Source organism: Xanthocytophaga flava (assembly GCF_030068545.1).
In the GTDB taxonomy this organism is placed as follows: domain Bacteria; phylum Bacteroidota; class Bacteroidia; order Cytophagales; family 172606-1; genus Xanthocytophaga; species Xanthocytophaga flava.
Genome location: NZ_JASJOR010000008.1, coordinates 256,749 through 270,224, shown reverse-complemented (window position 1 = coordinate 270,224; position 13,476 = coordinate 256,749). Strand labels below are relative to the sequence as shown.

At 37.2% G+C, this 13,476-nt stretch carries 13 protein-coding genes and 1 pseudogene; 6 read left to right on the top strand and 8 right to left on the bottom strand.

Annotation, left to right across the window (positions count from 1 at the left end; genetic code table 11):
* Window positions 1-10: 10 nt before the first annotated feature.
* Window positions 11-982, top strand: coding sequence for a leucine-rich repeat domain-containing protein (locus tag QNI15_RS14435; RefSeq protein ID WP_313992854.1), 972 nt, complete (start codon window positions 11-13; stop codon window positions 980-982).
* Window positions 983-998: 16 nt separating this feature from the next.
* Here the strand turns inward: QNI15_RS14435 and QNI15_RS14430 are convergent, their stop codons facing one another.
* The gene (locus QNI15_RS14430) at window positions 999-1,529 is read right to left on the bottom strand and encodes a hypothetical protein (protein WP_313992853.1); all 531 of its coding nucleotides are present in this window, start codon (window positions 1,527-1,529) and stop codon (window positions 999-1,001) included.
* A 122-nt stretch (window positions 1,530-1,651) separates the two neighbouring features.
* Here QNI15_RS14430 and QNI15_RS14425 point away from each other — a divergent pair, with 122 nt between their 5' ends.
* Window positions 1,652-2,293, top strand: coding sequence for a DsbA family protein (locus QNI15_RS14425; RefSeq protein ID WP_314032273.1), 642 nt, complete (start codon window positions 1,652-1,654; stop codon window positions 2,291-2,293).
* Window positions 2,294-2,301: 8 nt separating this feature from the next.
* On the opposite strand, the pseudogene QNI15_RS14420 reads toward QNI15_RS14425, so the two are convergent.
* The 3 genes and pseudogenes from QNI15_RS14420 to QNI15_RS14410 form a co-directional block, all read right to left on the bottom strand.
* A pseudogene (locus tag QNI15_RS14420) lies at window positions 2,302-2,627 on the bottom strand (DUF6157 family protein).
* Between the two features lie 156 nt (window positions 2,628-2,783).
* Window positions 2,784-3,722: a polyketide cyclase gene (locus tag QNI15_RS14415; protein ID WP_314032272.1), complete on the bottom strand. Its 939-nt coding sequence runs from the start codon at window positions 3,720-3,722 to the stop codon at window positions 2,784-2,786.
* Between the two features lie 226 nt (window positions 3,723-3,948).
* Window positions 3,949-5,643, bottom strand: coding sequence for a hypothetical protein (locus tag QNI15_RS14410; RefSeq protein ID WP_314032271.1), 1,695 nt, complete (start codon window positions 5,641-5,643; stop codon window positions 3,949-3,951).
* Window positions 5,644-5,811: 168 nt separating this feature from the next.
* On the opposite strand from QNI15_RS14410, the gene QNI15_RS14405 reads away from it, so the two are divergent.
* The 3 genes from QNI15_RS14405 to QNI15_RS14395 all read left to right on the top strand — a co-directional run bounded on the left by QNI15_RS14405 (window position 5,812) and on the right by QNI15_RS14395 (window position 9,135).
* A complete protein-coding gene (locus QNI15_RS14405; protein ID WP_314032270.1) occupies window positions 5,812-7,764 on the top strand; it encodes a sensor histidine kinase in 1,953 nt (650 codons plus the stop codon).
* Between the two features lie 89 nt (window positions 7,765-7,853).
* Window positions 7,854-8,525, top strand: a complete 672-nt coding sequence (locus QNI15_RS14400; protein WP_313992842.1) for a response regulator transcription factor — start codon at window positions 7,854-7,856, stop codon at window positions 8,523-8,525.
* Window positions 8,526-8,601: 76 nt separating this feature from the next.
* Window positions 8,602-9,135: a DinB family protein gene (locus QNI15_RS14395; protein WP_313992840.1), complete on the top strand. Its 534-nt coding sequence runs from the start codon at window positions 8,602-8,604 to the stop codon at window positions 9,133-9,135.
* A gap of 664 nt (window positions 9,136-9,799) precedes the next feature.
* On the opposite strand, the gene QNI15_RS14390 is transcribed toward QNI15_RS14395, so the two are convergent.
* From QNI15_RS14390 to QNI15_RS14375, 4 genes are all read right to left on the bottom strand, one after another.
* Complete coding sequence (locus QNI15_RS14390; protein WP_313992838.1) at window positions 9,800-10,018, bottom strand: hypothetical protein; 219 nt, start codon at window positions 10,016-10,018, stop codon at window positions 9,800-9,802.
* A gap of 506 nt (window positions 10,019-10,524) precedes the next feature.
* Window positions 10,525-11,013 carry a hypothetical protein gene (locus QNI15_RS14385; RefSeq protein WP_314032269.1) on the bottom strand — a complete coding sequence of 163 codons (489 nt, stop codon included), beginning with the start codon at window positions 11,011-11,013 and terminating at the stop codon, window positions 10,525-10,527.
* A 108-nt stretch (window positions 11,014-11,121) separates the two neighbouring features.
* Window positions 11,122-11,460 carry a YciI family protein gene (locus QNI15_RS14380; protein ID WP_313992834.1) on the bottom strand — a complete coding sequence of 113 codons (339 nt, stop codon included), beginning with the start codon at window positions 11,458-11,460 and terminating at the stop codon, window positions 11,122-11,124.
* A 584-nt stretch (window positions 11,461-12,044) separates the two neighbouring features.
* Window positions 12,045-12,452 (bottom strand): EthD family reductase, encoded by a 408-nt coding sequence (locus tag QNI15_RS14375; RefSeq protein ID WP_314032267.1) that lies wholly within the window; start codon window positions 12,450-12,452, stop codon window positions 12,045-12,047.
* 123 nt (window positions 12,453-12,575) lie between these two features.
* On the opposite strand from QNI15_RS14375, the gene QNI15_RS14370 reads away from it, so the two are divergent.
* On the top strand, window positions 12,576-13,442 hold the full coding sequence (locus QNI15_RS14370; protein ID WP_313992832.1) for a LysR family transcriptional regulator: 867 nt from the start codon (window positions 12,576-12,578) through the stop codon (window positions 13,440-13,442).
* Window positions 13,443-13,476: the final 34 nt, after the last annotated feature.

Genomic DNA, 13,476 nt, shown 5'->3' with positions numbered 1-13,476 from the left:
TAGTACCTGCATGAAAAGTTTTTCTCTCTTTCTGGTAATCAGTTTCTTTCTGATCTGTGGACTAACCATAGCAGCTAATCCCAATAAGGAGGCACATTCTCTGGAAGAAGCATTAAAACATCCGCTGGAAGTAGAAGAACTCTATTTGTCAGGACAACAACTCTCAACTTTACCCAAAGAAATTGGTAAGATTCTGAATCTTAAAAAACTAATTTTACATAGCAATCAGTTAAGTACACTACCTACCGAGCTTGCCAAGTTACAATTATTACGGGAAATCAATCTCAATGAGAACAGGTTTTCGGTTTTTCCGGATGTATTGCTTTCACTTCCCAAACTGGAACAATTGAATATAGGACAAAACCAGCTTAGGGAACTACCAGCAGAACTAGGAACTGTTTTTACGTTAAAACGTCTGGAAATACCACATAATGATTTTACTATTTTTCCTGAATCAGTATTAAATCTGGCCAATCTGGAAGTGCTGGACCTGGCAGATAATCAAATACCAAAGCTACCAGCCAATCTGTCTGCCTTAACACAGTTAAGATCGTTGATGCTATCTCATAATCAGTTCAAAGTATTTCCAAAAGAAATTCTGGCTCTTACTCAGTTACGCGAATTATATCTGGGTGACAACCAATTATCAAAACTTCCTGCTGAAATCTCTCAACTTCGGGAACTTCAATCACTGATGTTGTCAAACAATCGGTTTACCAATTTTCCGAAAGAAGTATTTCAGCTTAGCCAATTGAAAGAATTATATTTGAATGGCAATCAATTAAAAAACATACCTGGAGAGATTAACCAGTTGACAGGGTTACAGGCATTGGGACTGGATAAAAATGAACTTATCTACCTTCCTGCTTCACTACAAGATCTGTCACAATTGATTGTTATTTTCTTATCAGAGAATCCAATCAGTCAAACCAATCAAAGCCGACTGGCAGAATTATTACCCAAAGTACATCTTGAATTTTAACCCAGAAGGGTCTCTCCTATTTCAGTACTTTTACTGCTACCTCAAAATCTGCACTTTTCTTCTTTGCTGCTAATTTCAGAGGAAGAAAAACCTTTAGCTGATAGTCTCCTTCTTCTAATTCTCCCTTCCATGTATGTGTATCATCTTTTACAACAGTCTCGTTTAGATCTGAGGTTTTACGATACAGTTTAAAAACAGCCTGCTTTTTATTTGTAACCTGAATCTGAACTCTTGACTCAGATTCTAAGGCAAACTCAAATGCCTGTGACTTAAATCCCTGAATCTTTCCTGTAAATTTCTTTTCCCATGCTATGTCTGGAGCACTAACAACATCCTGTGGTACTGTATCGGCTTTTATAGCCTCGCCTGGTATCAATGTAGCAGTATCTCTGGAAACAGTATCCCGAGAAACAACAGCCGAATCTAAATGCTCCGTTTGTATCTGTGAATCAGAGGATTGCTTTGAGTTGCAACTATAGAAACAGAACAATCCAATCAGGCAGATCAGTTGCCACTTGGAACTACTTCTAAAAATATGGGGTTTCATGAGGAGTCAAAAATTATTTTTAAGCAAGTAAAAATGAGTATTTTATTTCATTTTCCAGCAAATAATTGAATACTGTTGACGCTATTCTTTTTATTGTATTACCTATACCAGTTTATTGTCTTATGAAACTTCCTTCCATTTTATACATATACGATCCGCTCTGCTTCTGGTGTTATGGTTTTGGACCAACCCTGCACAAACTCTTCGAATCCCTTCACGATAAAGTACACTTTGAGATTTTGTCCGGAGGCATGTATATTGGGAATCAGGCAGGCACAGTCAATCAGGTATCTCCCTATCTTAAAACTGCCTACAAAGAAATAGAACGCCAGACGGGAGTTCCCTTCGGGGAGAAATTTGTTAAGCATATTTTAGAGCCAGGAAAAGCTATACTGAACTCAGAAAAACCATCTATCGCACTCACGACATTTAAGAGTTATCAACCTGAAAATATTGTCAAATTTGCTCATCATTTGCAGGAAGCGTTTTTTTATGATGGGAAAGATCTGACTGACGATGCAACGTATATCCCTCTGGCAAAACTTTTTGGCATTGATGGAGAAGAGTTTGTCAAAAAAATGCACCATCCGGACTATACCCGAAAGACAAAAGAAGAATTTAAGATAGTAAATGAATTAGGTGCTTCTGGATTTCCTACTATTCTCTTACTGACAGAAAAGCAAAATTATTTACTTACCAGAGGCTATATAGAATTCGAACCGCTCTATCTTACGATAAACCAACTGCTTTCTCCTGTCAGCTGACTTATATTCTAGTTGTTCGCATTGCCTTTTATGATTTTGGGGTCACTTTGAAGTTTCTGGTATCGTTCTGTTTCCATTCCAACAATAGCAACTTTGCCTTCACTATCTGAGTGTACCCCAAATCCGTATGTCTTAGTCAAAGGAGAGGAACAAAAACAAGGTTGCCCCTTTGAGAAGAAGTTTTTTCTTGCATCTTTATATTCATGCTCTATCAAGTTATTTCTGTCTGCAAAAACTTAAAAAACAGATCGTCAGAAGTAAAGTTATAAGGATTCTTTACAAGTAACTCATATTGCAACTCAGCTACTGTTTTGTTATCACCTTTTGATTTTATGATGGTTCCACAACTAACTTTTGTGTCTTCCGCGACTTATATAAAAGTGTCAAAATAATTCGTTGTATGAATTTTGTCTTTGCTCATATCCTTATCGTTTAATTGCTGTTTCGCTTGAAACCAGCAAACAATTTGTAATCTATCACCTAACTGCTATTACTTTCTGTATTTTGTTTTTAAGTCTTTTTCCAAATTATTAAACACATAATCGTGTTCTTGGCTTACACCTAATTTCTCCATTGGTTCCCAATAAAAGCGAGGCGTTAAAACAGACGTGTAAGTGGTTATACGTATCAATTTGCATTTATTGCTTTCAACTGGCTCAAAGTAATAAATAGCTTCTTTAAAACCCAACCATCTTCGCCCAATTAGGTTATAGTCAATAACATCCATTTTTAAAACCTTACCACGCTCTAATTGTGTAACTCTTTCGGTAATTGTGCCACCACCAAAATCAGCATTGCTTAGTCGTCCACCTTTGAAATAGCAAGTTCGTATAGCCCCCACTTCTTCTTTTTCTAAAACGCATTTGGTAGGAATAGGGAGGTCAAGCTTCAGCAAAAAAGGTTTTTCAGCATCAAGAGTATCCACCGATTTGATTGCATCATATACTTCATCAGCTGTATAGTTGAATACTTTCTCCGTTCGTACTTCAATAACAGTTTCCTTCTCTTTTTTAAGAAAATGTTCTGTTGGTGCTGCAATTAGAAATGGCAGTAATGGCAAAATTAAAACTGATAGCTTATTTGTTTCTTTGATAACCTTGTATCGATCGGCAAGTCTGACAATAACATACCCCAAAAAGATAAATGGAACAACCAAGCCAATCGCCATAATAATACAAATTATCCCAGAAAGTCCTGGAATATAAATCGCGATAAGTAAAAGAATTGTTGTAATGATTGCTCCCCAAAGTGCATATTTTCGAACATGCATTGTTCCTATTGCTACTCCCAAAACAACCGGTAGGAGTCCAAAAAGAATCCAACTATAATCTACAAGTCCTAAAAATAGAAATCCAATTCCTGTCCCGATAAAAATAGTTGTCAGGATAATAGATAGTTGGAAGCTTTTGTCTTTTAATATTGCTTTCATTGTTTTGAACAATTTCTGTATTGCCTCAAACCTGTTTTTGACAAAACAAGTTATTGGTAGTTACTTTTGGCAGCTACTATTTCCTGCAAAATAAAAAATGCCTGTCGCAAGAACAACGGGCATTTTGCATTTAACTGAGCAGAAGATAATTATTCCTTCTTTCCAACAAAGAACCATACTTTTCTTTTGCAAGTCCATACGGCATTTGTCGTATTTTTTCTATTCATTAGAACCTATCAGGGTTCAGTTTCCCTAACCATATCTTCTTTTCCTTTCTACCTTCACAAACCACAATGAGTTTAGCGGCTCCGTTTTCAGTACCTCCTTCTCTGATTACTACTTCAGAATCGCCATATTCATCAAACAGATAATAGTCGTCATTGCCAAATATCTTTACATCACTGATAGATGCATTCACCATATTGATCCGGGCAGCACGGATTTGGTACCGTGGCCAGTAGTAAGAAGTGGTAGTGACAGTAGATAAGAATGTAGAACTATTCGACTCAGATTGAATGACTCGAGGAGACTTTAATAATAAAACCACATCTCCATTAGAGTTTGCAACCAATCCCAATGTACAGTGATAATGTCGTGCATCTGTTAATCCTCCACCTGTCAAACCACCTTTTTTCGATTCAGGATCTATGCTATAACTCGCTTTCAACTCTCCTCCTGGACTAAAATGAAAAATATAAGCATCTTCATACAACCGTTCTTTATCCCGTAGCTCCAGTTTATAATCCTGTGCCAGTACAAACATGTCTCCATTGGGAGCAGTACGCATCTCAGCAATCTCTACCCGTTTGCCATTGTAGGAACTTAGTCCTTTCTGATTTGACGGCGTCTTGGTTTTCTTCTCAAAATCTTCAATGGAAGACAGGCTTACAAAACCAACACTTTTAGATTTTAATCCTACCATCTGGAAATGGGTGAATTTATCCATCTCAGCCATTTTGGCCGGGTCTTTGTAAGCGTCAAAATATGATTCGGTTACATCTTTGGCCTTACAAGGTCCATAGGCTACCAGACTTTGTCCAATCTGGTAAACACCTTCGATTTTCCAGGCGTTTCCTTTACTGTTGAATGCAATGCGATCCACCAATACACCATCAGGATTAATGCGAACCAGTGTATAGCTGTTGGCTGCTCCCCCTTTGCTTTTATTCATTCCTGCTCCTTCTGCTGGTGCAAATACAATCACATAGTCAGTCAATACATCTTCCGCATCATGGCTCTCATCAGACTGCACACTACCAAAATAGATCGGGTATTGCAGGTACTCAAACGGAAGCTCGATTTTATGCAAGATGTCCAGCTCTTTGTTTACATGCAGTACACTAAAGTTTTTCAGGCGAGCAGCCGCATCTTTTTTATCCTTTTCTCCTACCAATGCCAGCACTTCCCCTTTGGTATCCATTTCATAGGCATTAAAAAACCACATTTTACTTCCATCATCTGTTTTAGGCTTTATTTTATCCAGGGTTTTTACATTCTTACTATAACCCATCTTCATCCAGTTCCAGCCATAGGTAATTTCCTTGCGTTTGAATACAGCATTACCGAACATATCTGCCTTCGCTTCCAGTCCAATAACAGAGTATGAGTCCCCTTTGTATCTCTTTAACTTTCCTCTCTTCACTTTTACCAATTCATCTTCAGAATTCTCTTCCTTAATAAAGTTGAGGTCATAGTCAAAAAAATAACTTTCATACTTAATTTTTTTGTTGGTTGACTTAGTCACAAATGAAAGTTCAATCTGTTTGGTATCGGCATGATTAACAATTTCATTCAGTTTCCCTCTGGCCGCCTTTCGGGATACATCCTGTTTGACTTCTTTTTCCAGTTGCTGGGCAAAGGCATTCTGAATACAAAACACACAAATAACACACACTACTCTGAAAGGTAATGATAAGAACATAACGATTGGAAGTTAGTTAAGAGACTAAAATTTGCTTGAGAGACTATATCAGGTAAGTGGTGGGATCGTTTGAAGATCTGCTACAAAAAAATATAGTTTCGATACGTATATCAATACGGCATTTGTCGTATTTTTCAGCAAAGCTCCTCCAAAGATAACGTACTGTGCATGAGACATTATTTACCTTTTCTCTTCTTCTTCTTTGCCCTGTTTTCTATTTATGGCCAGCAATCATATATTGAACTTTCTCCCACCAGCGATGAGATATTCCTGAATAAAAATGTTTACATCTGTGCAAATACTTGTAGTTCAGCTACTATCAACAGCCTGCTTACCGAAAAAGCTTTCTCCTTTATTCCAAGTTCTTCTATTGTACCAAATTTTGGACGGGCAGGAGGTGTTCACTGGGCACGTTTCAATGTCAGAAGCCCATCCACCAAGCGATGGATTCTCGAAATAGACTTTCCCTATATTGATAACCTTCAGCTATTTCTGGTAAAAGATCAGACACAATTGGTGGATCAGTGGGGACCTATGGGCTGGCAATTGTCATCAGACAAGCGACATATCAATCATCGTAACTATATAACTGCGCTGGAATTACAAGCCAATATTAACTACACCATATATATTCGGGCAAGCAATAAAGTAGGATTACTAAAGCTCCCTATGACTTTATGGGATGAACAAAGATTTTATCAGGCAGATGATCAACGTATGATAGCGTGGGGATGGTTTGGTGGTATTATGTTCTTTATGAGCTTATTCGGCCTATTTTTATATCTAACATTTCAGGACCCGACGTATCTTTACTTTGCTCTTTATACACTAGGATTTATGTACCTTATGTATCTGATGGAAGGAATCGTCCGTTATTTTTTTCCTATAGGGCCAGACTGGCTTACAGGTAGCGAAGCTCGTCCATTATTTTCTATTCTGACAGTAGCAGCCTTACTTAAGTTCTCCCAGTTATATCTCTCTATTGGCTCACAAACCCATCCTCGTGTATATGTACTTATCCACTATGCAATGTATGCCACACTGGCTTTATTAATCAGTATTTATTTTTATCTGTTTTACCATATTTCCAATCATTTGCTCTTACAAATTGGGAATACATTAATTATACTGATCGTGTTAAGTATAGTACTGTTGGTTATCTGGCGTATTATACAAGGGTATAAACCAGCCCTTTTTTATCTGGTTGCAATTCTTCCTTTTGTCGTTATTGGAATTGGTCAAACATTACTCAGCTATAATATGATCAGTCATAGCACCCTCTTTTTTGAAGGATTGCCATTTGCTGTAGTGTGTAAAGTCTTCGTACTATGTATGGGGTTGATTTATCGCTTTAAAATATATAAGAATAAAAACGAAAACCTACTTCATGAAATAAATAAGGAACAACAACGTACTTATGAAGCTATACTAAAGGGTAAGGAAGAAGAAGGCAAACGAATGCAGGAAGAACTTCGGGCATTGGAAATACAGACATTGTATCAGTCAGAGAGAGAGCGAATCGCAAGAGATCTGCATGATAATGTAGGCTCACAGCTTACCTTCATCATCTCCAATCTTGATTATATAGCCCACCATTCTGAATATATACACGAAAAAGACTCACTGAAACCCTCTCTGGAAGAGGTTGGAAACCAAGCCCGCGAAACCATGCATTTGTTAAGAGATACTATGTGGGCCGTTCACAAAGAAAGTATTACTGCCGAAGAATTAGTAAAAAGGCTACAATATTATATCAATCAGCGATTTCGCTACAATGAAAAACCTGTCTGTCAGCTTACCTTCTTATTGCATAAAAATCCACTCCTGAAGCCAGGGGATGCCTTAAATCTATTTCGTATTGTACAGGAAGCACTCAATAACATACTCAAACATGCCCAAGCTTCTGTTATTCAGATCTATGTCTCTATTTCAACAACTAATGAGCTTATCTTGCAAATAGGTGACAATGGTGTTGGTTTTTCCATACACGCATCAGCTGTTGCTCAGGAAAAATTTGGCTTACAAAATATGCAGAAGCGTGCAGAAAGTATTGGAGCACGATTTGAACTCCAGTCTGCCTTTAACCAAGGAACTACCGTTTCGGTAACGATGACCGTATAAGCAAGCGAATAAAATACGATAAATGCCGTATTTTATCCTACTATTGTCTGGTGTATTTTTGTCATTTAGCTTCATTAACTTATTACCCTGTGAGGACAAGCATAGCAATAGTAGATGATAACAGGTATCTGATCCGTTCCATTAGTCAAAACCTGGCATGTTTTGAAGAAATTGAGATTTTGTTTACAGCCTATGAAGGTGGTGAAGTACTTGAAAAGCTAAAAAATATAGCAGAACTACCACAGGTGATCCTGATGGATATTGAAATGGAGCCAATGGATGGCATTACAGCAACTGCCTTGATACGCAAATATTTTCCTGATATTAAAATTATCATCTTATCTGTATTTACAGACGATGATAAAATATTTGAAGCGATACGGGCAGGTGCTTCGGGTTATTTGCTAAAAGATGAAAAAAGTGCACGGATTGTAGATGCCATTGAACAAGTAGTAGAAGGAGGAGCACCTATGTCACCCTCCATTGCACAGAAAACCCTGCAATGGCTCAGAAACGCCCCTCCTCCGGCATCAACCGCAGCCACTCTGACACCGCAAAGTTTTGATCTAACTAAACGGGAACTGGAAATTCTGGAACACATAGCTATAGGACTTACCTATCAGCAGATTGGTGATAAACTATTTATAAGCTCCAAAACAGTACGCAAACACACAGAGAATATTTACCAGAAACTTCACGTCCATTCCAAAGTAGAGGCAATTCAGCTCGCTAATAAACATAACTGGTTAGGAAACATCTGATCAAAGGCAGGTTAATTATCCATTGTAGATAAAGTAAAAATACTTACATTAAGCCCTTTATCTTTGATTGCTGTTTATGAACAATAAAATACAAAAGCTGGAAGTATGGCTTAGAGGACCGCTACCCGATGTGCCTCCTTTACTTCAACCTGTGGCTCATGCTCTTTTACAAGCTCAAGAAGAAATACACACCTATCTAAAAGATTTTCCAGATACCTTGCTTTGGGAACGTCCTGGTGGTGTAGCATCTGTTGGATTCCATCTTCAGCATCTGGCAGGTGTACTTGACAGATTGTTTACGTATGCCAGAGGACAAGCACTGACTGAACAACAATTACAGTCGCTTTCTTTGGAAGGCAAGTCCCCTACTCCATCCACAACGACACAATCACTATTACAAGCTTTTGATACACAGTTAACAGTGGCTTTAGATCAATTGCGCACAACAAAGGAAAATACCCTTACCGAAGTGCGCGGAGTCGGCAGAGGTCAGGTTCCCTCTACAGTACTAGGTTTGCTTTTTCATGCAGCCGAACATACTCAGCGTCATGTAGGGCAACTGCTTGTAACAGCTAAAGTGCTGGTAGTTACAGTATCAGAGCAAAAATGAAACTCTCATTTTCTGAGTTTCCCTTTACAAACCCGTACAATCCGGTGTACATATTTGGTAACTTTTTGTACATCTCACTATACGGTTGTAAAAAACAATCAATTATCTGCATCCTCAAAAGGTTCTATATAGCTCTATTACAATGTATTACACCTGTAAAACCCTTGTTTTCTCCAAAAATCCGGAAGGAAGGTATATATGTATGATAATGAGTAAATTATGACTTTACAAGAGGGGTATGAATGTAGTATCTTTGTATTGTAAGTCAAGCAGATATATCCTCAGACGCAACGTCTGATTAAAATATAAAAATACGAATTTAGGTTGTAAGTGGTTTGTTACTGAAATTCTCCGGAAGCATCTTTCGGAGAATTTTTGTTTTGTACCAATAGGACTTGCGATTTCTATAGCAACCAGAATACAAACCAAAGCATGCAGAACCAGCTACAATATATTTACCCGTTAAAATAGAATACAAAAGTGATGACTTGACTACCAGAAAAAGTAGATCTGTTTCAATAAACAGAAACTTTGAATCACAAAGAACAGTGAAAGCTGGTTAAAAGAGCTGGCAAAACTCGGAGGATAGGGAACTAATCGATTGGATTTGCTATACTTGATAACAATATTTCCTCAATCGTAATCAGACAAACTATGGCATGACTTATCGTGGTCGCATGACAGTAGGTCTTGCTTTTGCAGATACATTTTTGGCGTTAGCCATTAGATCCTGTTTGGGCAGTATGCTGAACTTATCTTTAATAGAGTCAGTCAGCGTAGATAAATTGCTTTTATTAATTTGTTGGTCAGCAAATCTTCCATCACATGCCAGCAGCAATACCAATCCCCCAAGAAATACAAATGATTTAATAGTTGGGTGCATATGTGTATATAACAACGTATAGTACATTAACACAACAAAGTAACCACTTTACATACTCATATAAAAGGGTATTTTTCCCGTTTTTATGAGGCATTTGTAGTAATTGTACAAAGTCTATTGTACCAATCCATTGCAAAACAAAATTTCATTTGGCTTAGTTATCATAAAACCATCTTATATGACCAATTTGAGAAATACAAACACATTATAATGTGTAACAAATTCCGTTATGGTACTAATTACCTTATATCGATTTGCGAATATGTAGTTTAAAATCCACCTCAGAAAGTATAGTAGGTATATTTTAGAAAACACAGTAAGGTAAGGACATATTCAGAACAAGCACATAGCAACGAGATTAACTTTGAATGATAAGGTAGAAAAGCAAAACCCTGCATCCAGCGAACACAGGGTTTTATTCGCAACTACAGCGAAACCAATTTACCACAGTGAGGTGGTAGTACCACTCGCAAAAAAACAATGCCTAATATTCTGATTTACAGACATCACAACTCTGTTTCTGCAGATAACTCCTGCAGACATTTCTCAATTTCTGTGAGTACAATAGGGTAAAACGAATAATAAGTTCGCTTTTCGTTTTCATTAGCTATCCCTAAAATTACCGTTTCTGCTTTACATAAAAGTGAAAGTTTGTCTACAACAGATTGTACTATTGTTTGAATGCCATTACTCAAAAACATTGCATTGGCTTCTACTACATGAACGATTTCATTCTGATATTGAGCAGAACCAATATCCAGTGTATAGGAATGATAAAAAGTATTTAACTCGCCTTCTGATATTTTATCCAGGCAATATTTTCTAAGCCCTATCAGTTGAGATGATAGTTCCTTGTAAGCAGCATACCTTTGTTGATACAGATAGTCTCTCTTTTGAGATCTGGCCAGGTATCTGTAGGTAAAGACACTGGCCAGAAAAGCAGAGACTATAGGAGATACAACCAACAATACTGTAAAAAGTAGATTATGATTCATAGAATTGAGGATCAGAGTGGCTGATAAATCCTCAGTTAATGAACGATACTTTTAAAAGTAACCTTTACTACACACACCACTCAATAACAATTACTTACAGAATAAAAGCTATCTCACTGGAGGTATAACAGCTCTAACCTCAATGCTCCCTCCCATTTCTAGTATAGGATTGGTTTTAGCCAGTTCAATGGCCTCTTCAATAGTAGCAGTTTTAACCACTATATAACCATTGACATAAGAATGAGTAGTCAGATCATCCACTGCTGTCACCTTCTTTCCAGATTCCACCAATGTGGCATGACTGCCAGACAATCGTTTTCCGCTGTCAGCCAGCTTATTTTGAGCGGTTACAGTATTCATCCATTTCATCCTTTCCTGAATCTGTTCAGGGGATGGATTGGCATGTGGATCACCATTGCTTCTGAAAATTAATACGAATTCGTTCATAGCAGAGATAAATTAGCTTTCTGCATAAAGACGATTTACTAGTCAGAATCCGGACAACCACATCAAATAAAAAATAACAGATTTCAGACACTCATCCTCCTGCAAGCCATTTGAGAAAGAAAGCGTCTTTTCTTTGCTTGTTGTAATGTCTTTCTTCAAGAGACACATAAACATTTACCCAAAATTTTCGCCCTAAGTAATCGGAGCCATCGATGACAGCTGCACGATTAAGCAGATATTGTCTGTTGGAAAAAATGCATCGCATACCAACTTCTCAAGTTTTTCCAGATTTTTGCCTGGATAAACAGTAAAAGTAGAGTTAGATAAAAATGTTCTTAACTACAATTGTGAGCGAATAGAATAATTGTCAAATTATTCTAGGAGAGCTTAAAAGGCGCTGTTGGGGAGAAAGTATGTAGTGACATTTATTCCTCAATTCCATTTCCGGAAAGTGTAGCACTGGCGTATGTTTTTGGAGGCTTGGTAAATACCTTGTAACAACACAAAACACACTGTGCATGTTTTGTGTTGAAAGTGCGGCAGTCAACGGTTTTGCTGTGCTACCATTTAGTGAAGATGAATGTTTATTTTACCACCTCACTTACCAAAATGACAGGACTGATATTGGTGTAATTTGCAAAATCTGCACGAATAGCATCTCTATTCGGTCCAATAGCCGCTTGATAGTCGCTTAGGCTTTTTACATAAAAGGTGCCAATAGCTATATAAGGCAGTGGCTGGTTAGGAATACCACTGGCAACTCCTTTTTCAATAGTGTACTTAATCAGATTTGATCCTAAAAACCCAGCTACCATCGGCATGTGTTTAGTTTCATAATACTCCATATTAAAGGTTTTACCTTCAGCATACGGGTACATGATGGATATTTTAATGAGACCTTTTTCAACAACAGCCATGTTCTGCTTTTTTTGGCTAAAGGCAGTAAAATAAGTAGTTAAAAGTAGAAGCGATACAATTAGTTTTACTTTCATAAGTTGTTTATTTAAGTGGTAAAATGGTAGATATGAGTATTGTTATGTAAATATTAAAATATTGCCTTTATTAGCAAAACGTTATTATTCGATGAAAACAATCGAAAAAACCGATTTAGAACTATGGAATTAAGACAGCTCAACTATTTTTTAAAAGCCAAAGAGTTATTAAACTTTACGGAAGCTGCAAAAGCTTTAAATATCAGTCAAAGTACCTTGTCACAGCAAATCAAGCAACTCGAGGATGAACTAAATGTTCCTTTATTTGACCGTATCGGAAAAAGAATTAAACTCACTGAAGCTGGTAATCTGTTTAGTGAATATGCGTTGCAGAGTATAAATAAAGCAAATGAAGGGTTATTGCTTTTACAGGATTTGAAAAATCTGAATACAGGAAAAATCACTATTGGTGTAATTTACTCCATGCGAATTTTATTTGCCAAAACATTAATACAGTTTGCCAGTGAGTATCCAAATATCAAAATTCAGGTGGTATTTGGCACCACAAAAGATCTTCTTGAAAAACTCAACTCGCATCATTTTGACTTTGTTCTGACATTCCATGAAAAATCCGACGAAGCTCATTTGAAATATAAGACACTTTTGAAGTCAACTATGGTGCTGGTGACTGCTAAAAAATCATCATTGGCTCACAAAACCACTATATCGCTTAATGAAGTAGCCGAGCTTCCATTGGCTTTGCCTTTCAGTGGTTACAATACTATACAATTTTTTGAGGAATCGTTCAGTCAAAAAAATCTGGCCCCGAATATTTGTATGGAAATAAATGATATACCTACCTTGTTTGAAATCGTAAAAACTGGGAATTGGCATACCATATTAAGTGATACCAGTGTAAATGATCCCGATGTTGTAGGTATCCCTATTGATGGAAAAAATATGAGGCGGACTATCATGATCGTTTCTCTCAGAGATGCCTATGAAAAGAAAGCTGTGAAAAAATTGTATGAGATGCTGACTAAAACTTAACATCTTTATGTCATCGCTAGTTTCCCCTGGGGTC